20 protein-coding genes are annotated in these 22787 nt (G+C 54.4%); 12 read left to right on the top strand and 8 right to left on the bottom strand.

What is annotated here, in order from left to right; translation table 11 throughout:
* The 12 genes from PHD44_RS06815 to PHD44_RS06760 form a co-directional block, all read left to right on the top strand.
* A partial coding sequence (locus PHD44_RS06815) for a uridine monophosphate kinase (RefSeq protein WP_367182012.1) occupies positions 1 to 416 on the top strand: 416 nt, incomplete at its 5' end.
* On the top strand, positions 413 to 970 hold the full coding sequence (gene frr, locus PHD44_RS06810; RefSeq protein ID WP_290680146.1) for a ribosome recycling factor: 558 nt from the start codon (positions 413 to 415) through the stop codon (positions 968 to 970). The genes PHD44_RS06815 and frr, both read left to right, overlap by 4 nt.
* A 6-nt stretch (positions 971 to 976) precedes the next feature.
* Positions 977 to 1744, top strand: coding sequence for a polyprenyl diphosphate synthase (gene uppS / locus PHD44_RS06805; RefSeq protein ID WP_300189563.1), 768 nt, complete (start codon positions 977 to 979; stop codon positions 1742 to 1744).
* The gene (locus tag PHD44_RS06800) at positions 1741 to 2595 is read left to right on the top strand and encodes a phosphatidate cytidylyltransferase (RefSeq protein WP_300189561.1); all 855 of its coding nucleotides are present in this window, start codon (positions 1741 to 1743) and stop codon (positions 2593 to 2595) included. Before uppS ends, PHD44_RS06800 begins: the two co-directional genes overlap by 4 nt.
* 18 nt (positions 2596 to 2613) lie before the next feature.
* The gene (ispC, locus tag PHD44_RS06795) at positions 2614 to 3819 is read left to right on the top strand and encodes a 1-deoxy-D-xylulose-5-phosphate reductoisomerase (RefSeq protein ID WP_300189558.1); all 1206 of its coding nucleotides are present in this window, start codon (positions 2614 to 2616) and stop codon (positions 3817 to 3819) included.
* 66 nt (positions 3820 to 3885) lie between these two features.
* Positions 3886 to 5283: an RIP metalloprotease RseP gene (rseP, locus tag PHD44_RS06790; RefSeq protein ID WP_300189555.1), complete on the top strand. Its 1398-nt coding sequence runs from the start codon at positions 3886 to 3888 to the stop codon at positions 5281 to 5283.
* A gap of 187 nt (positions 5284 to 5470) precedes the next feature.
* A complete protein-coding gene (bamA, locus tag PHD44_RS06785) occupies positions 5471 to 7873 on the top strand; it encodes an outer membrane protein assembly factor BamA (protein WP_300189552.1) in 2403 nt (800 codons plus the stop codon).
* Positions 7874 to 7963: 90 nt separating this feature from the next.
* Complete coding sequence (locus PHD44_RS06780) at positions 7964 to 8482, top strand: OmpH family outer membrane protein (protein WP_300189550.1); 519 nt, start codon at positions 7964 to 7966, stop codon at positions 8480 to 8482.
* A gap of 37 nt (positions 8483 to 8519) precedes the next feature.
* A complete protein-coding gene (gene lpxD / locus PHD44_RS06775; protein ID WP_300189547.1) occupies positions 8520 to 9587 on the top strand; it encodes a UDP-3-O-(3-hydroxymyristoyl)glucosamine N-acyltransferase in 1068 nt (355 codons plus the stop codon).
* Between the two features lie 20 nt (positions 9588 to 9607).
* Positions 9608 to 10045 (top strand): 3-hydroxyacyl-ACP dehydratase FabZ, encoded by a 438-nt coding sequence (fabZ, locus tag PHD44_RS06770; RefSeq protein ID WP_298219621.1) that lies wholly within the window; start codon positions 9608 to 9610, stop codon positions 10043 to 10045.
* A complete protein-coding gene (lpxA, locus tag PHD44_RS06765) occupies positions 10042 to 10809 on the top strand; it encodes an acyl-ACP--UDP-N-acetylglucosamine O-acyltransferase (RefSeq protein ID WP_300189544.1) in 768 nt (255 codons plus the stop codon). The genes fabZ and lpxA overlap by 4 nt, the downstream gene beginning before the upstream one ends.
* A gap of 22 nt (positions 10810 to 10831) precedes the next feature.
* Complete coding sequence (locus PHD44_RS06760) at positions 10832 to 12217, top strand: aspartate ammonia-lyase (protein ID WP_300189542.1); 1386 nt, start codon at positions 10832 to 10834, stop codon at positions 12215 to 12217.
* Positions 12218 to 12383: 166 nt separating this feature from the next.
* Here the strand turns inward: PHD44_RS06760 and PHD44_RS06755 are convergent, their stop codons facing one another.
* The 8 genes from PHD44_RS06755 to PHD44_RS06720 all read right to left on the bottom strand — a co-directional run bounded on the left by PHD44_RS06755 (position 12384) and on the right by PHD44_RS06720 (position 22613).
* Complete coding sequence (locus PHD44_RS06755; protein WP_300189539.1) at positions 12384 to 15494, bottom strand: efflux RND transporter permease subunit; 3111 nt, start codon at positions 15492 to 15494, stop codon at positions 12384 to 12386.
* Entirely contained in the window at positions 15491 to 16633 is a 1143-nt protein-coding gene (locus tag PHD44_RS06750; RefSeq protein WP_300189536.1) for an efflux RND transporter periplasmic adaptor subunit, read from the bottom strand. Before PHD44_RS06750 ends, PHD44_RS06755 begins: the two co-directional genes overlap by 4 nt.
* Positions 16630 to 18177, bottom strand: coding sequence for an efflux transporter outer membrane subunit (locus tag PHD44_RS06745; protein ID WP_300189533.1), 1548 nt, complete (start codon positions 18175 to 18177; stop codon positions 16630 to 16632). Before PHD44_RS06745 ends, PHD44_RS06750 begins: the two co-directional genes overlap by 4 nt.
* Before the next feature lie 364 nt (positions 18178 to 18541).
* Complete coding sequence (locus PHD44_RS06740) at positions 18542 to 19549, bottom strand: phospholipase A (protein WP_300189531.1); 1008 nt, start codon at positions 19547 to 19549, stop codon at positions 18542 to 18544.
* A 43-nt stretch (positions 19550 to 19592) separates the two neighbouring features.
* Entirely contained in the window at positions 19593 to 20357 is a 765-nt protein-coding gene (locus tag PHD44_RS06735) for a GGDEF domain-containing protein (RefSeq protein ID WP_300189529.1), read from the bottom strand.
* A gap of 2 nt (positions 20358 to 20359) precedes the next feature.
* Complete coding sequence (locus PHD44_RS06730) at positions 20360 to 20743, bottom strand: DUF1987 domain-containing protein (protein WP_300189527.1); 384 nt, start codon at positions 20741 to 20743, stop codon at positions 20360 to 20362.
* Positions 20744 to 20769: 26 nt separating this feature from the next.
* A complete protein-coding gene (locus tag PHD44_RS06725; RefSeq protein WP_300189526.1) occupies positions 20770 to 21330 on the bottom strand; it encodes a SiaB family protein kinase in 561 nt (186 codons plus the stop codon).
* A gap of 71 nt (positions 21331 to 21401) precedes the next feature.
* On the bottom strand, positions 21402 to 22613 hold the full coding sequence (locus PHD44_RS06720; RefSeq protein WP_300189525.1) for a SpoIIE family protein phosphatase: 1212 nt from the start codon (positions 22611 to 22613) through the stop codon (positions 21402 to 21404).
* Positions 22614 to 22787: the final 174 nt, after the last annotated feature.

The following is a 22787-nucleotide window of genomic DNA, read 5'->3' as shown; positions in this document are numbered from 1 at the left end:
CCATCCCCTCCGTGTGTGAATCCTTCATCCGCCGCCGGGCGATTCGTCATCTTGAGAAGGGCCGGATCGTGATTCTTGTCGGTGGCACGGGCAATCCGTTCTTCACCACGGATTCCGGGGCGAGTTTGCGCGCCATCGAAATCCAGGCCGATATCATGATCAAGGCGACGAAAGTCGATGGCGTGTATGACTCGGATCCCATGAAGAATCCAAATGCGCTCCGATTTGAGCACTTAACTTATAATCACGCCCTTGATCAGCGTCTGGCGGTCATGGATGCGACAGCCATCGTGCTTTGTCGCGACCAGAACATGCCGATGATGGTGATCGATATTCATGCCACGAATAACCTGGTGCGCGCCATTCAAGGTGAGCCTGTGGGCACGTTGGTGACAGCCGAGGAATTATTGAAATGATCGAAGATATCAGAAAAGATTGTGATGTGCGGATGCACAAGAGCATCGATGCGCTCAAGGTGGAATTGAGCAAAATCAGAACCGGACGGGCACACGTCAGCATTCTTGATCACGTGTCGGTGGATTATTACGGCAGCATGGTGCCTTTGTCCCAGGTCGCCAAACTGTCCGCTGAAGACGCCCGCACCTTGTCGGTGACGCCGTGGGAAAAGGAAATGGTCGGCAAAATCGAAAAAGCGATCATGACTTCCGACCTGGGATTGAACCCGTCAACCTCCGGTCTGGTTATTCGGGTTCCCATGCCTGCGCTAACCGAGGAACGTCGCAAGGAGTTGGGCAAGGTAGTGCGCACCGAAGGTGAAAATGCCAAGGTGGCCGTGCGTAATATTCGCCGCGATGCCAACAACGACCTGAAAAACATGCTCAAGGACAAGGAAATTTCCGAGGATGACGAACGTCGTGGTCAGGACCTGATCCAGAAATTGACCGATCAGTGCGTCACTGAAATCGACAAGCTCGTCGCCGAAAAAGAAAAAGAATTGCTAGAAGTCTAATCCCGCGTGAAGGCATCGGATAAAGAGTCTACATCCCGGGCGGCTTCTCCTGCTGTCTTAACATCCCATGGCCCGCTGCACGTGGCTGTGATTATGGATGGAAACGGGCGCTGGGCCAGAGAAAGGCATCTTCCGCGCAGCCTTGGTCATCAACGAGGCCGTCGGGCTGTTCGTCGTTTGATTGAGTCTGCCCGACGCGCAAATATCTCCGTACTCACTCTTTTCGCTTTTTCCTCCGAGAACTGGACGCGTCCAGCCGAAGAAGTGGATGCTTTGATGCGTCTGTTTTCCTATGCGTTGGAGCGTGATATTAATGAACTGCACGCCAATGACATTCGTGTGCAGTTCATCGGGGATCGAACGCGTCTGCCTCAGGCTATTTGTCATTCGATGACACAGGCAGAGGAACTCACGTCCGCCAACGATGGCATGCATCTGATGATCGCGGTCAGCTACGGCGGACAATGGGACATACTTCAGGCGGCTACCCATTTGGCTCGTTCGGCAGTGCAGGGCGCGGTGAATCTTGACGACGAAACCGCGGTTCGCGCCTGTTTTGAAGCCAACCTTTCCACGGCTGATCATCCGCCTGTCGATTTGTTCATCCGCACGGGTGGAGAACAGCGCATCAGCAATTTCCTGCTTTGGCAATCCGCTTATGCCGAACTCTATTTCACGTCCTGTCTGTGGCCTTCTTTCACCGACAAGGATTTTAAGGAGGCATTGAACTGGTTTGCCTCCCGCCAGCGCCGCTTTGGTGGTGTTGAAGAATGATGACGAGCGCAGATAACAAAACCATGAGTGGGACCCAGGTGCGCGTTTTGACGGCATTGGCGCTGGGCGCGCTGGGTTTGTTCGTAATTTTCGCGCTGCCTCGATATGCTTTTGTCGGTTTTACCGCGTTGCTCGCGCTTGGCTTGGGTTATGAGTGGTTCCGTCTCAGTACAACCGACTTACGATTGCGCTGGATCGCTTTAGTCATTGCCGCGGTTTTGGGTGCCGGACTATTTCTATTCTTGCCGGGTAACTGGGTTCCAGGGGTGTTCGCTCTTGTCGTGTTGGGTTGGGCGGGATTGATCCTGGGGCTCTGGATTCACCGCCGTGTTGCCGCGCCTGTCCGCTCTTCCCTTGTTCGTACGTTGCTTGGAATCCTGATCCTGCCCGCATTCTGGTTTGCGGTGGTGATGATCCATCGTCTGGAGCAGGGGCCGTGGTTACTGCTGTTCGGGATTTTGATTGTGGCGGTTGCCGACTCGTTGGCGTATTTTGCCGGTCGGGCATGGGGCAAAAATAAACTCGCACCCGCCCTGAGTCCGGGCAAGTCGATTGAAGGCTTGGTTGGTGGCCTCGTTGGCGTGGGTATCCTCGCTGCGATTGGTGCCGCGCTGCCCTTGTTTCAGGCCGTGCCTTCATGGCAATTGGCGGTTTGGAGCATATTGGTGGCGATTTATTCCGTTGCAGGTGATCTTGAAGAATCCCGGTTGAAGCGTGAGGCCGGCGTGAAGGACAGCGGGCGAATCCTGCCCGGTCATGGTGGTTTGCTCGACCGACTCGACGGCCAGTTGGCGGCCATGCCTATCTGGTTTCTGGCGCTTGCCCAGATGCACCTGTTCGTTGTGGCTTGAGTGGGTGGGGGCCTTGAAATGAAATCTCTTGCGATTTTCGGCTCAACGGGCAGCATCGGTCAGAGCACATTGGCCGTGGTTCGCCTCCACCCGCAGCATTATCGGGTGCAAAGCCTGGTGGCGAACACACAGGTTGATATCTTGTGGGCGCAGATTCAGGAATTTCACCCCCGCAAGGTCGGTGTGGCCGATCCGGTTGCCGCCGCCCGATTGCGTGAGCGAATCGTGACGCAAATGCCGGATGCTGCGGTGCGCCCCGAGGTTATTGATCAACCAGAGCAAATTGCCGCATTGGCGGCTGAAGCATCGGTCGATGTCGTTGTTGCTGCCATTGTCGGAGTGGCTGGTCTGGCTTCGACCTGGGCGGCGGTGCGCGCTGGCAAGCAGGTGTTGCTGGCCAATAAGGAATCTCTGGTCGCGGCGGGGCAAATCATGATGACGGCCGTCGCCGAGTCCGGTGCGACGCTTCTGCCCATCGACAGTGAACACAATGCGATTTTCCAGTGTCTCCCCGTGGGAGAGGAGCCTGCCAAAGCCGTCGATAAACTCATTCTGACGGCATCCGGCGGGCCATTTAGAACCCACCCCCTCGAGCGTTTTTCAGAGATTACGGTGGAGGAAGCCTGTCGTCATCCGAACTGGTCGATGGGGCGTAAAATATCGGTGGATTCGGCCACAATGATGAACAAGGGGCTTGAAGTCATTGAGGCATCCTGGCTGTTTGGGATGCCAGCGTCGCGGATCGATGTGGTTGTGCATCCGCAATCCGTGATCCACTCCATGGTGCAGTTCGCAGACGGCTCGGTACTGGCCCAGATGGGCTTGCCGGATATGCGCACACCCATCGCGCATGCATTGGCCTGGCCGGAACGAATCGAATCCGGCGTGGCTCCGCTGGACTTTACAGCCCTTAACGGGTTGCATTTTCACGCGCCCGACTTTGAACGTTTTCCTTGCTTGCGGCTTGCCTATGCGGCGATTGAAAGTGGCGGCAATGCGCCGCTCGTGCTGAATGCCGCCAATGAAGTTGCCGTAGCCGCGTTTCTGGATGGCCGTATCTCATTCAACGATATTTCCCGGTTGATCGAGGACGTCATGAATTCGGTTCAATCCGGAACCCGGACGGCCGCGCCCGAGTCCATGGAGGCGGTGTTGGACGAGAACGAGTGGGCACGTGCGATGGCAAGTGCGGCGGTCATTCGTTTCGAGAATTCACGTGGCTGATCGCTTCATTGCCCAACGTGGGCTTGCCTGTACTCTTTTGGACCAGTTGATGACATGAATATTTTAATGAGTTTGTTGGGGTTCCTGATCACCATCGCGGTGTTGGTCGCATTCCATGAATACGGCCATTTCTGGGTGGCACGAAAGCTCGGGGTCAAGGTTTTGACCTATTCACTCGGCTTTGGCCCTACGTTATGGTCCACTCGTAAAGGGCCGGATGCGATTGAATACCGCATTGCCGCTTTTCCTTTGGGCGGCTACGTGAGAATGCTCGATGAGCGCGAAGGGCCTGTCGACCCTTCCGAGCGCCATCGGGCATTCAATTGCCAGCCGGTATGGAAGCGTTTTCTGATCGTTCTTGCCGGCCCCGTTGCGAATATTCTGCTTGCACTGGTGCTCTGGATGTTGATGTTCATGGTCGGGGTTCAGGGTGTGCTGCCCAAGGTGGGCGTAGTGCCCGCCGACTCCGTGCTGGCGCGTAGCGGCATTCAGGATGGTGATGTGATTACTCGGGTCGGTGGACAAACCATTCATAGCCTCTCCGATCTGCGGCTTGCCGTGCTGGAAGGAGGGGTGGCCGGGGCCAAGGTGCCGATTGAATTCGAGCACCGGGGCGCTGTCAACGCCGGCACCCTCGATTTGACCCAGCTCAAACCCCTTCAGGGCAATCATCAGGGTCCGGCCGCGGATGTGTTGAGAGAAATCGGTTACCGACTGTGGTCGCCAAAGGGTGACGCCCTCATCCATAAGGTGATGGCGGCCAGCCCCGCCGAGCAAGCCGGCTTGAAGAAAGGCGACATCATTCAGGAGATCAATGGTTCGACTTATCGCGATCCCTGGGCTCTGATTTCACGTATCGAGCATTCTCCTGGCAAGCCCGTCACGCTGACCGTGCTTCGTGATGGGCGTTCAGAACAGATCACGGTTACGCCCAAGACCGAAACATCCACCAGTGTCGATGGCAAAACAACCTCCGTTGGGCGGATCGGTGCCCAGTTGGGCCTGGTGCCCGATGCCGTGGCACGCGCGAAGGCAGATGGGATACAGATGCTGGTTCTGGAGCGATACAATCCGGTCGAGGCGTTATCTATGGCCGCATCGCGAAGTTGGGCCATGACCACGCTAACCTTTAATGTGTTCGTTGGCTTGCTGACCGGTCAGGCGAGTTTGTCCAATCTCTCAGGCCCGGTGGCGATTGCCGAGTATGCCGGGCAGAGTCTGATCATCGGCTTTTCCACTTTCCTTGGGTTCATGGCATTGGTCAGCCTGTCGCTAGCCATCATGAATTTGCTGCCCATCCCCTTGCTGGACGGCGGCCATCTGGTACTTTACGTGGTTGAAGCCATTCGAGGGAAACCAGCGGAAGCGGCGCTCGAAGCTTTTGCAACCAAGATAGGTCTGGCCTTTCTGGTGAGTTTGATGGCGCTGGCTTTTTATAATGACATCTCACGGTTGCTGCACTAGGCATAGTCAGCGACAATAGCCCGATTGTTGATGGGGTAGGCAGTGTGCTTAACCTTGCGCACACGCTTGGTCTCCTTCGTTTGATTGGTCTGGCTTGTTAGCCGGACAGAATCGATCAGTGACCTGAACGAGCTGTGAAATTTACTTTAAACACTTTTATCCGAATCTTTGGGATCTCACTTCAAGCATGACTTCACCTATCAAGTTTTCATTGGCTCGGTTTTTACTGAAGCCCATCGCGGGCGCTTTGCTGCTCATACCAACGCTGGCCCATGCGTTTGTGATTTCGGATATCAAGGTGGAAGGTCTGCGTACAGTCACGCCCAGCACCGCCTTTACCTATATCCCCTATCACGTGGGTGATGATTTCACTGCAAGCGACAGCACCCGGGTTATCGACGCGCTGTACAAGACCGGTTTCTTCAGCGACGTCAATGTAGGGCGTGTCGGCAATGTGTTGATGATTCAGGTCAAGGAACGGCCGACCATCTCTGCCATCGAGGTCAAAGGCAACAAGAAAGTTGAAACCGAAAAGCTTCAAAAGGCGCTCAAAGACATCGGCCTGAGCCAAGGGCACGTCCTTGACCCGCAGGCGCTGGACAAAATGAAAACCGAATTGCAACGCGTGTACTACAGCCTGGGGCAGTACGGTGTTCAGATTCAGACTCACGTGCAGAAACTGGATGACAATCGTGTTTTCGTTTCCATCGATATCTACGAGGGTAAACCGGCCAGCATCCAGCAGGTTCGCATTATCGGGAATCATGACTTCTCCGAATCGGAACTGTTGTCTCAACTCGCGATGCATCCTGTTTCCTGGTGGGCTTTCTGGTCGAGCGCAGATCAATATTCCAAAGAGAAAATGGCGACCGATCTCGAAAGCCTGCGGTCTTTCTATCTTGATCGCGGTTATCTGAAGTTTGCGGTGGATTCCTCGCAGGTCACGATTACACCTGACCGCAAGCACATGGCCATTGTGATCAACATCACGGAAGGGCAGCGTTACAAGGTCAGCGGTGTCACTTTTTCCGGCAATCTTTTGCTGGACAAGGCCACACTGGACGCGCTTGACAAGGTCAAAACAGGCGAATACTTCAACCGCAAGGATGTGATCGATACTTCGGATGCCATTGCCAAGCGGTTGGGTAACGATGGCTATGCACTGGCCCGCGTCCAACCCATGCCCAAGATCGATGAAGACAATAAAACCGTAGCCATCGATTTCAACATACAACCCGGCGACCGGGTTACCGTGCGTCATGTCGAGTTCAACGGCAACTTCAATACGAATGAAGAGGTCTATCGCCGTGAAATGCGGCAGATGGAGGGCAGTTGGTATGCGGCCGACAAGCTGGACCGCTCCAAAGAACGCCTCCAGCGCCTGCCTTCCGTTCAGCACGTGGATCAAAAGGTCAAACCGGTTTCAGGTGTGCCTGATCAGGTGGATGTCGACTATGACATTACCGAACAATTGTCCGGTTCGTTCACGGCGGGGGTTGGTTATTCGCAATCCGAGGGTGTGCTCTTCAATTTGGGCCTTAACCAGTCAAATTTCCTGGGTTCCGGTAAATCGGTCGGTATCAACTTGCAGCGCAGTTCATACCAGACGGGTGTGCAGTTCAATTACAACAATCCCTATTTCACCATCGATGGCGTGAGTCAGGGTTTCGGTCTGTTCTATTCCAAGCAGAATGCGGCACAGCTGTCTCTTTCCCGATATCTGGTCGATTCGATCGGGGGCAACATCAACTTCGGTGTGCCACTATCCGAGAACACTTATGCGTCAATCGCCTTCCAGTTGCAGAATCAGAAAATCAAATCCACCAGCTACTCACCAAGCTGGATTACCGGCGTGCCTGTCGTTCCCACAGGGAGTTATCCGGTAACCCCATTGGGCGAGAATGGCTACGATCGCCCAGGCCCGGGCTTTGATGGCGAGAGTTTCTACACATTCAGCCTGATTCCCACCTTGAAGTACGATACGCGCAACAAGGCCATTTTCCCCACCTCGGGTATTCTGCAAAGCGTTTCGGCCACCTTGGCGGTGCCAGGTAGCCAGCTGCTCTATTACAAGGGCGACTATAGGGGGCGGATCTACTTCCCCCTCTGGTCTGATTCGACCCTGTCGGCGCATGGTCAGGTCGGGCTCATCAAGGCTTATGGCAACACACAATCGACCTACGGTGGCGTCAGCCAGTACTACAACGGTGTACCGCCATTTCTGAATTACTATTCGGGCGGTATCCAATCGGTACGAGGGTATCAGGATTACTCGCTTGGTCCGGTCGATTCCAACGGCGATCCGATGGGCGGCACGTTCCTGACCGCTGGCGGCCTCGAATTGATCACCCCCATGCCGTTTTTGACCAAGCAGTCGAATAATGTACGTTTATCGCTGTTCTGGGATATCGGTAACGTGTACAACGATTACAATAATTTCAGTGCGCAGGATCTGCGTCAGTCGGTCGGGATTGGCTTTAACTGGATTTCACCGGTCGGTCCTCTGGTGTTCAGTGTGGCCAAGCCTTTGAACAGCAAGCCTGGTGACCGCACGCAGGTATTCCAGTTTACTGTCGGCACGAGCTTTTGATCCGGAGCGCTCGAAGGTCATCACTTGTGAGATAATGCCGGGTCTGCTGTCTGGCTCCGGTTTTGCTTTTGTTTTTTTAGGAGAGTTTGCGTGAATCGCATTGCATTGGCTTTAGTTTCTATGTTGGCTTTGTTCTTCGCTGCGACTGCACAGTCGGCGGAAATCAAGATTGCCTTTGTCAATTCCTCTACGCTACTTGAGCAAGCGCCTCAGGCTGATATTGCCAAGAAGAAGCTCGAAAAGGAATTCGCGCCTCGTGAGAAGGAAATCCGTGATGCCCAACAAACCGCCCAGGCTTTGGAAACCAAGCTCAATCGCGATGGGGTGACCATGAGCGATAGCGACCGGTCCAAGCAGGAACAGGAGCTTAATCGTCAGCTTCGTGATCTGCAGCGTATGCAGAGTAATTTCCGTGACGACCTGAATCTGCGTAAAAACGAGGAATTGGGCAAGTTGCAGCGCGTTGTGCTTGCCGCCATTAAAGACGTCGCTAAAACAAAAGGTTATGACCTGGTTTTGGCCGAAGGCGTTGTTTATGCTGCCCCCCAGGTTGATATAACAAGTGATGTGCTTGCCAAACTCAAACAAGACGCGAGTGCCGGAAAGTAACGACAGGCCCTCCTGTCTTTGATCGGCTTTAAGCGAAATGCCCGCGATCCCTGCAGATGCCATCCGTGTCGCCGATGTGGCCGCACGATTGGGCGCTTCGGTGCGTGGCGATGCCGAGCGGCTTATTCGTGGGGTTGCCTCGCTGGCTAGTGCGACGATTTCCGATCTGGCCTATTTCAGTGGAAACAGACGAGGCATTCAACCCGGCAAGACATCTGCCGGAGTGGTGCTTTGCCGGGTAAAAGATCAGGAAGCGCTTCCATCGAGTTCTGTATTGATTCTGGTATCGAACCCCCAGTCGGCTTTTGTCGATGTATTGGAGTGGTTGTTTCCCCGTCCTGAAGCGTCAAAGCGTGTTGACCCGAGCGCCTCTGTTCACCCGGATGCGCATCTTGCAGATGATGTAACCGTGGGTCCTTATGCCGTGATTGGTTCCGGCTGCCAAATTGGCTCGGGTGCACGCATTGGTCCGGGTTGCATCCTGGGGGAGGGCGTGTCGATCGGTTCGGATACCGAATTGATCGCGCGCGTGACCGTGATGAATCATTGCGTGATCGGCGCACGCTGTGTCATCCAACCGGGTGCCGTAATCGGTTCTGATGGATTTGGCCTCGTGAATGAACACGGAAAATGGAGGCGTGTGCCGCAGCTGGGGCGCGTCGTCATTGGTGATGATGTGGATATTGGTGCCAACACCACGATCGACCGAGGTGCGCTGGATGACACGCGTATCGATGACGGCGCGAAGCTGGATAATCTGATTCAGATTGCCCATAACGTTGAAATCGGCGCACATTCGGCCATAGCCGGTTGCGCTGGCCTGGCCGGTTCGAGCGTCGTGGGCAAGTACTGCACTTTGGGCGGTGGTGTCGGTCTGGCAGGGCACCTGACATTGGCCGATGGTGTGCATATCACCGGCATGTCAATGGTCACACGTTCCATCCGTCAGCCCGGCGTCTACTCGGCGGGTACGCCATTGGACACCAACGAGAACTGGCATAAAAACGCCGCTCGTTTCAAACAACTCGAGCGAATTGTGCATCGTGTTCAGGTATTAGAAACCGACCTGAACTCATTGCGAAAAAAAGATGAGGAAAATCCGTGAGTGCAACAACAAAAACAATCATGATTCAAGAGATAATGCATCTATTGCCTCATCGGTTTCCCTTTCTGTTGATCGACCGTGTTCTGGACTGGGCGCCGAATGAATATCTGGTGGCCGTCAAGAATGTAACCTTCAACGAGCCGTTCTTTCAAGGGCATTTCCCGGTTCGGCCCGTCATGCCGGGTGTGCTGATTACCGAGGCGATGGCTCAGGCGACAGGCGTACTGGCCTTCAGTAGTCAGGGCGTCGTACCAAATCCCAATTCTCTCTACATGCTGGTCGGGTTGGATGAAGTCACGTTCCGCCGTGTTGTCGAGCCGGGTGATCAATTGATTATCCGCGTTGAACTCAAACGTCTGGTTCGAGGCATGGGGATTTTCCAATGTGAAGCCCATGTCGATGGTGAACTGGCTGCCAAGGCGCTGATCAAATGTGTTGCCAAGGAAGTGTCCGAGTGATTCATCCGACAGCCATAATCTCGCCGGAGGCGAGTCTGGACCCCAGTGTGGTCGTCGGACCCTATGTGGTCATCGAAGGTCAGGTCGAGATCGCCGCGGGAACACAGATTGACAGTCATTCTGTGATTAAGGGGCCCTGCCGGATCGGTAAGGACAATCATATCTACTGCCATGCTGTATTGGGTGAAGTTCCGCAGGATCTGAAATTTCACGGCGAGCATACAACACTTGAAATCGGTGATCGGAATCAGATTCGTGAATTTTCCTCGATTCATCGCGGTACCGAAGGTGGCGGGGGTGTAACGCGCATTGGCTCCGATGTTTTGGTGATGGCTTATGCGCATATCGCACATGACTGCCAGATCGGCAACCATGTCATCCTCGCCAACGCTGCCTCGCTTGCCGGGCACGTCACGGTTGGCGATCACGCCATCTTTGGCGGTTTTGCCGTGGCTCATCAGTTCTGCCGAATTGGCGCTCATGCGTTTATCGGTGGCTTCAGCAAAATCTCCAAGGATGTGCCTCCCTTCGTCATGGCTGATGGTGCTCGTGCCCGGTCAATCGGTCTGAATAAGGAAGGGCTCAAACGTCGGCATTTTGATGCCGATACCATCGCTTTACTTAATCGTTGTTTCCGTCAATTGGTCAAAAAGCAGGGTGATGAGATGGTCTGGGCGGAATTCGAACAAGCCGCCGAAACAGAACCCGCCTTGCAGCAAATGCTCGACTTCATCAAAGGTAGCGAGCGAGGCATCACGCGCTGATACCCGTGGGGTAATTTCCTCGATGACAACCCAAAAATTCCGCACAGAGCACGACAGCATCGGGCCGGTCAACATACCGGTCGATGCATTGTGGGGCGCCCAGACCCAACGTGCGATCGATAACTTCCCCATCAGTGGTATGCCGTTACCCGCGGAATTCATCCGCGCATTGGCTCAGGTCAAGACTGCGTGCGCGCAGGCAAATATGACCTTGGGTGTGTTACCGGCTGCATTGGGTGAGGCCATCGTGCAGGCCAGCCATGCGATAGCGGCCGGGCAATACGCGGATGCTTTTCCCATCGATGTCTATCAGACGGGTTCGGGCACCAGCACCAACATGAATGCAAACGAGGTCATTGCCCGCCTGGCCAATGATTTGCTTGGAAATTCGCATCTGCGTGTCCATCCCAATGACCACGTCAATATGAGCCAAAGCTCGAATGATGTGATTCCCACCACTATTCGCGTTTCAGCGGTGGAGGCGGTCAAACGCGAGTTACTGCCCGCGCTCAACTACTTGAAGCAGGCTATCGAAGCCAAAGCTCAGGCGCTGGCCGGGGTGACAAAAACCGGGCGCACGCATTTGATGGATGCAATGCCTGTTCGTTTCGATCAGACACTGATGGCCTATGTCGATCACCTTGATGGCGCCCGCCTGGGTATTGAGCAGGCTGTCGATCGGATGCAGGCCCTGCCTCAGGGCGGCACGGCAGTCGGCACGGGCATCAATGCGCCCGAAGGCTTCTCTGCTGCATTCATTGTGGCTTTGAACAGCGAAACCGGTGGTGCGTATCGTTCCATGCCCCGGCCGTTTGCAGGTCTGGCCGCGCAGGATGAACCGGTTGCGATGTCTGCTGCCTTCCGCAGCCTGGCCATTGTGTTAACCAAAATTTCTAATGATCTGAGGCTCATGAATTCCGGGCCGTTGGCCGGCCTCAGTGAAATCAGCCTTCCCGACTTGCAGCCGGGTAGTTCGATCATGCCCGGTAAGGTCAACCCTGTTGTTCCCGAAGCGGTCGCCATGGTAGCCGCTCAGGTTCAGGGGTTTGATATGGCTGTCGCGCTGGCAGGACAGTCCGGCTTGTTCGAGTTGAACGTCATGTTGCCCTTGATTGCCAATAATCTGTTGCAATCCATTCAGTTATTGTCCAACGCCATGCGTTTGTTGGCAGACAAGGCAATTGCCGGTTTCACGGTCAATCATGAGCGGATTGAAGCCGCTCTGGGCATGAACCCCATTCTGGTCACGGCCCTGAACCCGGTGATCGGCTATGAATTGGGGGCGAAAATTGCCAAGCGGGCCTACGCCGAACGCAGAAGTGTGTTGGCGGTTGCCCTTGAAATGACAGACCTGTCAGAAGAAGAACTCAAGCGCCTGCTCGATCCTGTTTTGATGACAGGCGACTAGCAACACTGCTGATTTAACAGGACATTCTTGAATAAAAGGGGCCGCTGTCGTATGTACAGCGGCCCCCTTGTTTACGATGCATCACGAAAAGTCGTGTTCAGCGCTGCGCTACTTCATGCGGATAGACCGCAATCCAAACCAGTCTGGATTTGGTTATCCGCAGAAGTTAGACGGCCTCCTGTGCCTGGTTTGCTTCAGCAGGTTCGGTTGCTGCATGTTTTTTCAGATCGTGACCGATCATCATGTAAACACTGGGAACGACGAACAGCGTGAAGATCGTGCCGATGCCAAGGCCACTGGCGATCACCAGTCCCAGGTCGAAACGGCTTACCGCGCCAGCACCCGATGCCGTGAGCAGTGGCACCACGCCGATGACCATGGCGAACGTGGTCATGAGAATTGGTCGCAGACGCAAGCCGGCGGCTTCGATGATGGCGTCACGTTTCGTAAACCCGGTTTTCTGAAGGTTGTTTGCGAATTCAACAATCAGGATGCCGTGCTTGGAAATCAAGCCGATCAACGTCACCAGACCCACTTCCGTATAAATATTCAGGGTGGCCTTGCCAATGCCGAGGTTGATGAAGATCAATGCGCCTGCAATCGACATCGGTACCGAAACCAGAATAATCAGTGGGTCGCGGAAACTCTCAAACTGTGCTGCCAGCACGAGATAAATGATCACAATGGCAAAGAAGAAAGTGAGAACAAGCCCTCCCGATTCCTGAATGAACTGACGCGACGGGCCGGAATAGTCGTAGCTGTAGCCCGTCGGGAGCGTGTCCTTGGCCAGCTGGGTCAGTTTTTCGAGCGCGACACCCTGCGGAATTGTCGGGAAGTTGACCCCTTGAATCGTGGCCGCATTTTCCTGCTGGAAGTGGTTGATCGTTTCAGGCAGAACATGTGTAGTGATGTGCGCCACTGTGGAGAGCGGAACCATTTTCCCTGACGAGGTTTTAAGGTAATAGGATTTGAGTTGATCCGGGTTGAGCCGGTAAGCCTGTGCAACCTGTGGAATCACCTTGTAAGAGCGACTGTCCAGTTCGAAATAGTTCACATACCCGCCACCGAGCATGGCCGATAGCGCGGAACCGATATCCTGCATGTTGATGCCGAGTTGTGATGCCATGTTCCGGTCGATGACGACAGTTGCTTGCGGCAAGTCGATACGCAGATCAGATTGCAGGAAGATGAAATCTCCTGTTTTGAGTGCCTTCTGCAGGAAATCATTCGCGACCGTGAACAGTTTGTCGAACGGTTCCGTCGTGGTGATCACGAACTGGATCGGGAAACCACGCGCACCCGGTAGGGAAGGGGGCTGGAATACCGCATTCTGCGTGCCGGCGATCTGAGCGAGATCCTGCTGAACCTGCGGTTGCAGTTGTGTCGCCGTTTGTTTGCGCTCATCCCACGGCTTGAGCACCATGCCGCTGATAACCTGCGTCGGTGTATTGAGCTGGAATACGTGCGCCGTTTCCGGGTATTTCTCGAAATCCTTGAATACCTGATGCGCATACAACTCACGCTGCTCCAGCGTTGCTGTCGGCGAGTTGAACGCCAGCGAAATCAGTACACCCTGATCTTCCTGCGGTGCCAGTTCGGTCAGCGAGGTCGAATACAGGAAATAAATCCCGCCCAACATCAGGACAATAAAGGTGAAAACCACGGGCAGGAAATTCAGCACGCCGCTGAGCTTTCGCTGATAGGCCGTATGCAGGCGTGTGAACTGCTTGTCCAGCCAGAGCACGAGATGATCCTGCCACCCACCGCCTTCTTTCTTGGGCGCACGCAGGATTTTCGAGCTCAGCATGGGAGAGAGCGTAAGTGCAATAATGGCCGAAATGGTGACGGTTCCAACCAGGGTAAAGGCGAATTCGGTAAACAAAGCCCCGGTTAGACCCTGCATGAAACCGATGGGAATGTAGACCGCAATCAGGACGATGGTCATCGAAATAATCGGCGAGGCGAGCTCGCGTGCCGCCATTCTTGCTGCATTGAACGGTGTTTCACCGTCCTCAAGGTGACGGCTGATATTTTCAACCACGATGATGGCGTCATCGACCACCAGACCGATGGCGAGTACGAACGCCAGCAGGGTAAGCAAGTTGATCGAATACCCCAGCATCAGCATGATCGCGAATGTACCGACCAGTGAAAGGGGAATCGCAATCACCGGGATGAGTACGGAGCGCAGGGACCCCAGGAAAACGAATACCACAAGCGTCACAATCAATACCGCTTCGCTCAGCGTTTTGATCACCTCATCGATGGACGAGTGAACAAATTTGGTCGAATCGTAAACGATGTTGGCATTCAGACCGGTTGGCAGCTGTGCCTCGATACCCGGCATGACCGCACGTACCCGTTTGATCACATCCAGCAGATTGGCACCGGGTGCTACCTGAATACCGATGTAGACCGCCTTGCGGCCATCAAATGAAACGCTGGAGTCGTAATCCTCGGCACCCAGGGTGACATTGGCGATATCCTTCAGACGGACGATCGAGCCCCCGCTCTCTTTGAGAATCAGGTTCTTGAAGCCATCAAGTGAGTTGAGCGCCGTTGATGCATTCAGATTGATCTGAACCATCTGCCCCTTTGTCTGGCCGCTGGAGGACAAATAGTTATTGGCGGCCAAGCTGCTGTACACATCGGCGGCGGTAAGCCCCACTGCGGCGAGTTTGTTTGGATCGAGCCAGGCACGCAGGGCGAAGTTCTTGGCACCCAGCATTTCTGCGGTTTGCACACCATCAACTGCCTGTAGTTTTGGCTGAACGGCGCGGATCAAGTAGTCGGTGACCTGATTGGGTTTGAGTACATCGCTGTAAAAACCGATGTACATGGCGTCAATGGTCTGGCCGATACTGACCGACAGCGTTGGCTTCTGAGCCTGTGGTGGCAGTTGATTGAGCACCGAGTTCACTTTGGTGTTGATCTCGGTGAGCGCTTTGTCCGGTTCGTAATTCAGCTTGAGGTTGACCGTAATGGTACTGACCCCTTGCGTGCTGCTGGAGGTCATGTAGTCAATGCCATTGGCCTGTGCAATGGCATTCTCCAACGGTGTGGTGATGAAGCTCGATACCAGATTCGCATCAGCACCGGGATAGGCGGTTGTGACCGTGACCACGGCATTCTGGGTAAATGGATATTGCAGCACCGGCAACAGGCCGAACGAGCGCAATCCCAGAACCAGAATCACCAGGCTGATCACCGTCGCCAAGACGGGCTTGGAGACGAAGATATCCGTGAATTTTGGGGTTTTCGAAGACGCCGTACTCATTGGTCTTTAACCTCGGGGTGCGGGTTGTTTGAAGGCTGAATGCTGTTGTTGATGAACACAGGGGCACCGTTACGCAGCTTGAGCTGGCCTGCTGTGACCACGGTTTCGCCCGCTTTCAGGCCGCTCAATACAGCAACCTGATCGCCCCGGGTCGGGCCGGTCGTTACGACGCGTTGTTCCACCGTGAGCTTGGGCTTGCCTTTGTCGTCCTTGCCTTCATCCTTGACGACAAACACCGTGCTGCCATAGGGGTTGTACGCAATGGCGGTACTGGGCAGGGTCAAATACTGCTGAGGTTCACCCTGGTCTACATGCGCCGTCACGAACAGCCCGGGCATGAGCATGCCGTCAGGATTGGCAATGGCGGCACGAACCGTAATGTTACGGGTGCTGGTATCCACCTGCGGTTCAATGGCCGTGATTTTTCCTTCAAAGGTTTTTCCGGCGAACGCATTTGTTTGGATGGAAATTTTCTTGCCGATTGTGACCAGCGACAATTCCGATTGCGGGATGGTGAAATCGACATACATCGGGTCGAGCTTCTGGAGGCTAACTACCGCGGTACCGGCCGACAGATATTCCCCCAAATCCACTTTGCGAATACCCAATTTGCCCGCGAACGGCGCCTTGAGGATTTTCTGATCGATCAGCGCCTCTTGTTGTTTAACCTGTGCCTCGGCGCTTTTGAGTGTGGCCTGATCGCTCTCGACCACGGCACGACTGACTGCACTGATTTTCAATTGTGCCTGATCGCGTGTCAGGTTCTGCCGTGCAAGTGTGGCGGCTGCCTGCAACTGAGCCAATTGAGCCTTCAGTGGCGCATCATTGAGTTCCAGCAGTTTCTCGCCCGCTTTGACCGCCTGGCCGGACTTGAAATGAATCTGCGTGATCAGGCCGCTGACCTCTGTGGCCAGTTGGGTGGATTGTTCCGCCTGCAAGGAGCCGATCACATCGACCTTAGGTTGCCATTCTTCCTTTTTGACCACGATGGTGGAGACCGCCTGCGGCGGAATACCCTTGCCACGAATCGCCTTGGAAATCATTTCATTGCGGAACTGCTGGAAGCCGTAAATGCCGCCGAACACCAGTGCGACCAGCAGCAGCATGATGATCATGCGGATGGGGGTACCTTTCTTCATGGTGTGTTTTTCTCCGGCTTGGCTGTTTGATTTTGTGACAGGGTTTGAGGTTGATTCGGGGCTGTTGCGGGTATGCCGCCGCCCATGGCCTGGTATAGGGCAACGGTATCTGTGAGTCGTTGCGAACGGGCGGCCAGTGTCAGGAGTCGAGTCTGTGCAACTTGCTGCTGTGCCGTCAGAAGCTGTTGTGCATTCACTGCACCGAGCTTCATCTGTTGTTGCGTGAGATCGAGCGAGGCCTGGGCGGAGCCTTCAGCCGCTGCTTGGGCATTGAGTGTGCCAGCATCGATGGCAGTTGCGCGCAAGGCGTCTGCTGTATTGCGTAAACCGTTTAACACGGTTTGCTGATAATTGGCCGCTGCCGCAGAGAGTGCAGCCTTGGCTGCCTTGGCTCCTGATTCGAGGCCTGCGTTGAAGATTGGCTGTGTTAGACCAGCAATCAAACTCCAGATGATCGAGTTGGCATCGAACAGGCTGGCGGGTGTCAGGCCTTGAGAGCCCAGCGTGGCCGATAGATTGATTTGCGGATACAGGTTCGAGACGGCGACACCATACTGAGCCGATGCCTGATGCAGTAATGCCGTTGAGGCCTGAATGTCTGGCCGCGAGGCAACCCATTGTGATGGGACGACGACGGGGAGTTCGGCCGGCAGTGTGAAATCGTTCAGGCTGAACACGGGCATGGCCGTACTTGGCGGTTGTCCGACCAGTGTCGCCAGCAAATGGTTGCTCTGATCGCGTTTGAGTATCAGCGGGGGCAGGGTGGCTCGCGTCTGATCCAATTGGGTTTGGAGTGTCAGCACGTCGCTTTGGGTTGCGGCGCCCAAATCGAAGCGCGACCGAATCAGCTTTAGCTGTTCCTCTTGATTGCTGATGATGCTCCTGGTCGTCGCGATCTGATCATTCAACATCGCCTGCATCATGGCCTGAACAGCGATATTGCCCGCCAGGGTGAGCCTTGCGGCATCCAGCTGATATTTCTGATAATCGGTCTGTGCGGCCAAGGCTTCCAACGCCCTGCGATTGGCACCGAACAGGTCAAGGTTGTAACTGACGGTCACACCCGCGTTGTACAGACCGAAGACGTGACCACTCCCTTCCTGACCAAAACCCGAATTGTTGGTCTTCTGCTTCTGGCCGCTGAGCTTGCCATTAACCTGTGGTAGTTCCGTGGAACCGGATTGGGCGGCGTAGGTTTGTCTGGCCTGTTCCAGATTGGCCTCGGCGGCGGCAAGCGTGGGGCTTGCGGCCATGCCCTGTTCAATCAGCTTGTTCAGCTCGGGTGAGTTAAATGCCTTCCACCAGTCACCCTGATTAAATGATGCTTGTTTGAGGGACTGTGCTTCACCTTGTTTTATACCGTTGGTTGCCTTGGTGCTTTTGGGCATTGCTTGCGCGGTGTAACCGGGAATGTCCGGTGCGGCAGGTGCAACAAAATCAGGCCCAACGGCTGCGCAACCCGTAAGCATTGTCAGTGATAGCAGCGTGCCCAATTTCAGCATTGGGGCGGAAAACCGATCACGCCAGCAGGCTAAATCATGCATGAAGTTGCAAGCTCCCAGAAAAATATCGAATTCTCATTATCACTACCGCCCAGAGCGAACGTGGCTGCTGGCGCTGAAGGTAAACAGTTGCTTCGCCGCGTTATATTTAGCAGGTTAGAGCCGGTTTATCCCGTCCTATCGACGAGTACCGCCGTGCTCTTCTTGATGCGCGGGGTTGGTAGGGGGCTAATTAAAAGCCAGCGAACCCGAATAAAGTTAGCACATTAACGTTTTTTTTTAAAGTTTTTTACTTGGTCATCGTGAGAAGTTCCAGGCTGGGCTTATTTTGATGTTCTGTAGGCATTGGTCTTTTAATAACCTTTTGAAATATAAGGATATTAATGCCTTGTCCGCTTTGATGGGTTTACAGCCAGTCTGTCAATGCGATACCGATACCTATGCGGTTTATCGAGCGGTTGTAATCAATCAGAGACTCACCGTAGCCATTGAAATACTGAACATAGCCCTTGATATGCTTGTTGAGCGGGAAGCTGTAATCAATTTCGATCGAGCCGCGATTGTTCGATTTGAGATTGTTTCTCAAAGTGGCAGAAAGCGTGCCGGTAGGGAATTTGTAGGCCAGTAATAAATCGCCGTATCCCAGGTAATCGGTGATGTCGGGATTGTCATCGGTGGCCCGTGATTCGGGAATCCGGTACCAACCACGCAAGGCTCCGGCGAAATTTCCCCGACCAAATGCCGTTTGCAACGCCAAGCGATTCCAACTCCTGGAACGCAAACCGCCCTGACCATTCGATTGATGGATGAAACTGGCCCGCAGCTTGCGGAAATTTAATCCCATTAAATCCTGATTGATGGTGACATCAAGGCCTGCCTCCGGCTCGTAATCGGTTTCCCGGAACGGGGCGGATTTGGTGTTGTACGTTTGCCACAAGGAAAGCTGGGTGTAGGCAAAGTAGAACCGTGAATCGGTGCCCAAGGGGTGATCCCACCAATTGAACTGGAAGGAAAGCTGAAATTTGGACTCGATCTGCTGGGGTTTGAAATCGTATACAGGGTTATCCAGACGGTTGGTCGTGTACGTTACCGGCAGAAAGTAGTTGGGCTTGTAGGCGCTTACTAAAAAAGCGTTTGAATTACCTTGTTTTTCCTGGTCGATGCGTTTGTTCAGCGCCTTGGCTATCGGGGGCGCTGCCGAAGATTCGTTATCCGGCGCCGTTTGATTGCTCGAATTGGCGGTGTCGGCGATGCGTGACGGGGTGGTTTTGGCTGCTTGATCAGAAACTAATCTGTCGTAACAAGCCAGCCGGGCCGAGTCTTCGGTGATGGACGCACAGTGCGACAAGTCCACGGCCTGGGTCAGGGTGGGAAACCCCGCCATGGCGATGACTAAATAGGCCGTGTTTTTCAATGCGTATCACTCTGACTGTGGGCGATACCCATATTAGCAGGAGTCAACTCACCGCGGGTGGTCGGACCGAATCGCTTAGGGTGATCCGATTGGGTACGATTTCAATTCGGTTGCGCCCTTCGTGCTTGGCTCGGTACAAAGCATCGTCGCCACAGAGGTACAGTGTGTCGAATTTCACTCCGGGTTCCGCCAATGTGATGCTGAGCGAGGCGGTTACCCGCAGGCCGAGTTCGTTTTCGCAGCGGAGATTTCTGATCTCTTCGCTGATTTTCTCGCCCAGACTTATGACCTCTTCGAGTTGATTCGTCGGCACGACGATGGCGAATTCTTCTCCGCCGAGTCGTCCGCATAGCGCAGGCGACTGAATTACCGAGCGTAGCGTATCCGCCAACCCGACGAGCACCCTATCGCCCGTGGGATGGCCGTAACGATCGTTGATCTGCTTGAAGTGATCGATATCGATCATGATCAGAGCGGTATTGGTCGTCTTGAGTAGCTGTTCCGCCTCACTGATGAGTGTCGTGCGGTTCAACAGCCTTGTTAAGCCATCGTGTCGGTTCTGGAATGTCAATGCCTCGGTCAGTTCGCGCAAACGCTGGTTCGCGTTATTGAGTTCACGCTCGGTTCGGTCCGAATGGGCGATGACCCGCCGCATTTCGCGGATCACGCGTTCATATTCGTCAATCAGTTCCGATAATGCTGAATGATCGGCGTGCGATGAAGAATTGGCTTTGGCCTGTTTCGCTTTGTTCAACACCGTGATTTCGCGTTCGAACAGGTCCGGTGCGTACGCGCTATGAGTAGTCATCATCATTCAACGGCGTGGGCGTGGAATTCTATGGAAGGGAAGTCCTCGGCCAGCTCCAGGCCAAACTCCAGAATGGTTTCGTCGTCCACGTCGTGGTACCAGTCCAGTATCACCGCGTTGCCGGCCTCCGCCGCCTGATACAGCATCTCGAAAAAGCTGAACAACATTTTTGTGCTGGAACTGTTGAAGTACAAAAGCTGAACACTGACGTCGATCTTTTCCTGGTCCAGCGTCTGCAGAAACTCGGCCGTTTTCGTCAGAATGTCGCCGTAAAAGGCGGCGGCACTTTCTGGATACGACTCACCCTTGAGTGAGAGCCGCCGTTGCGGAAAATCAAAATCCACCTCCGGGGTGTTGCTGGTCGCCGCGAGATAAAATTTTTCCATTGTTCGGAATCCTGATGCGTGAAAAGTTAAATGGTGGCCTTGAGTGTGAACATCAACATGCCATGGGCAGCGGGTGTAAAGCCGTACTCAAGCGGAGCCGAGCTGTCCTTGGCGATGGTGAGAAAGCCCAGGCCGGAACCTTTGCTGTTTTCTGAACTGTCGCTACTGCGCAGCGTTTGCCGATAGGCATTTTTGATTTGCTCTGTCGTCATAACCCGCAAAGGGTCCAACAGGGGTTTGAGTTGCTCTGCGAATTCGGCGTCGACTGGGTTGGCACAAAGGATGTAGAACCGGCCGTCGGCATGCGTCACCATCACCGAACCGGCACGCATTTCCAGCGTTGCCTGATCTGGCGGGGTGAGGGCATCACTCGAGTAGTGCACGATGTTCTGTGCCATCTCGATGAAGGTAGAAAAAATCTTGCGTCGCACGCTGCTCGATGCTTCCGATTGCTCCATGCGCAAACGCACGGCATCACCGATGGCGTTGATGATGTTCTGAGAAAAATAACCCGCGTAAAAGAAAATGAGATTTTCGGCCAGCCCGGGGAAGCAGGGCGGTGCAATCGGTGTGTCGTGTTCAGTCATGAGGCGTATTCCTGCTTCTTCCTGCATTTATTGCGGCTGCGGTTAAGGGTGATTCTGTTCAGTGTTGGGATTCAGGCCGGCGTGACGCTCAGCGCCAGCAGGGTGACATCATCTCGTCGTGTCTGCGTGCCCTGATAATGACTGAATGTTTCTATGAAACGCTGTTTTTGCAGTGGCATTTCGACTTGCCGTTGTTCGGTTAGAAACTGTGTGAGTCGTTTTTTGCCGAAGGCAATTTTTCTCGGCCCGCCAATCTGGTCGATCACCCCATCGGTCAGCATGAAAACGCGAGAGGGTTCGTCGATGGCGATGGTGTGGTTATGCCATTTGAAATCGAGCGGCGTGCTGGCGTACCCCACTCCTTTTCGGTCACCGGTATGTAAGGTGATAGGCGCATCGTTTTCGATGTTCAGGGAATACAGAACGCTGTGCGCGCCGGCATAGGTGATTTGGCGTTTACTGCGCTCGTATCGGAGGATGATGCCGTCCAGACCATCGTCCGAATTTTCCCTGTTGCCGTCCTGGTGCTGATTGAGCGCATGTTTGATGTGCTGGTTGATTGTCGCCATGAGCGCGGCAGGGTCCCGATCCCCCTGCTGATTGAGCGCTTGTTCCAGCGCTGATTCGGCAATCAGGGTCATGAATGCGCCCGGCACGCCGTGTCCGGTGCAATCGAACAAGATGGCCAGAAAACCGTCTTCGCGTTGACTGAAGTGGAAAATATCTCCGCCAACCACATCACGCGGCTGCCAGATCAGCCAGTGGTTGCCCGGTAACGTTTGTTCCAGCGCGATTTCCGAAGGCTTGAGCAGTGATTGCTGGATCACGCTGGCGTATTCGATGCTTTCAACCAGCTGACGATGTTGCCGTGCCTGCAGTTCGGTCATGGCGTGCATCAGGTCGAGTACCTGACCGATACCGAGGTATTTTCCATCCTGCACGATGATGAATCCGTCGGTAAATACCTTGTTACCCGTCGCGACAGCCAGTGCGGTCAACTGTTCGATTCGCAGGTTGGCTTCGACAATCAACGGCTCCTTGTCCATGAAGGTGATGCAGCTCTTCTGGCTGTATAGTTCAGGATAGTAGGGCTTGGTCATCATGCTGTGGAAGATGTTCCGATTGATCAGCCCCAAGGGGCGGCCATCTGCCATCAGTACGGGGAGGTGGGTCAAGCTCGATTGCTGGCCGAACAATGCCAATACCTCTTCATTTCTGAAGTCCGGTGAAATGGCGCGCGCTTCAATCACCAGGTCCCCGGCGCAGCGGATCTCTTTCAACATGGCAGCAGGTCTCAAAAAAAATAATGGCAAGAATCGGATTGATCGCGAGAAACAATGGATCGTGACAGCCGGAACTTACCCATGATGCGTGTTCGTTGTTACATTTTTTTGACAACCGACGATCGGCAACCAAGGAATGTTGGCGTGAGAAATCCAATCTGGATCGAAAGGGGC

Origin of the sequence: Halothiobacillus sp. (assembly GCF_028710545.1) — a bacterium.
In the GTDB taxonomy this organism is placed as follows: Bacteria; Pseudomonadota; Gammaproteobacteria; order Halothiobacillales; family Halothiobacillaceae; genus Halothiobacillus.
Note: the sequence above shows the minus strand (reverse complement) of the source record. Positions and strands in the feature narration are given on the sequence as shown.

Excerpts from the sequence above, each read along its gene's own strand:
- frr (WP_290680146.1), top strand. The coding sequence starts at position 413 with ATGATCGAAGATATCAGAAAAGATTGTGATGTGCGGATGCACAAGAGC.
- PHD44_RS06800 (WP_300189561.1), top strand. The coding sequence starts at position 1,741 with ATGATGACGAGCGCAGATAACAAAACCATGAGTGGGACCCAGGTGCGC.
- ispC (WP_300189558.1), top strand. The coding sequence starts at position 2,614 with ATGAAATCTCTTGCGATTTTCGGCTCAACGGGCAGCATCGGTCAGAGC.
- rseP (WP_300189555.1), top strand. The coding sequence starts at position 3,886 with ATGAGTTTGTTGGGGTTCCTGATCACCATCGCGGTGTTGGTCGCATTC.
- bamA (WP_300189552.1), top strand. The coding sequence starts at position 5,471 with ATGACTTCACCTATCAAGTTTTCATTGGCTCGGTTTTTACTGAAGCCC.
- lpxD (WP_300189547.1), top strand. The coding sequence starts at position 8,520 with ATGCCCGCGATCCCTGCAGATGCCATCCGTGTCGCCGATGTGGCCGCA.
- fabZ (WP_298219621.1), top strand. The coding sequence starts at position 9,608 with ATGATTCAAGAGATAATGCATCTATTGCCTCATCGGTTTCCCTTTCTG.
- PHD44_RS06760 (WP_300189542.1), top strand. The coding sequence starts at position 10,832 with ATGACAACCCAAAAATTCCGCACAGAGCACGACAGCATCGGGCCGGTC.
- PHD44_RS06755 (WP_300189539.1), bottom strand. The coding sequence starts at position 15,494 with ATGAGTACGGCGTCTTCGAAAACCCCAAAATTCACGGATATCTTCGTC.
- PHD44_RS06750 (WP_300189536.1), bottom strand. The coding sequence starts at position 16,633 with ATGAAGAAAGGTACCCCCATCCGCATGATCATCATGCTGCTGCTGGTC.
- PHD44_RS06745 (WP_300189533.1), bottom strand. The coding sequence starts at position 18,177 with ATGCATGATTTAGCCTGCTGGCGTGATCGGTTTTCCGCCCCAATGCTG.
- PHD44_RS06735 (WP_300189529.1), bottom strand. The coding sequence starts at position 20,357 with ATGACTACTCATAGCGCGTACGCACCGGACCTGTTCGAACGCGAAATC.
- PHD44_RS06730 (WP_300189527.1), bottom strand. The coding sequence starts at position 20,743 with ATGGAAAAATTTTATCTCGCGGCGACCAGCAACACCCCGGAGGTGGAT.
- PHD44_RS06725 (WP_300189526.1), bottom strand. The coding sequence starts at position 21,330 with ATGACTGAACACGACACACCGATTGCACCGCCCTGCTTCCCCGGGCTG.
- PHD44_RS06720 (WP_300189525.1), bottom strand. The coding sequence starts at position 22,613 with ATGTTGAAAGAGATCCGCTGCGCCGGGGACCTGGTGATTGAAGCGCGC.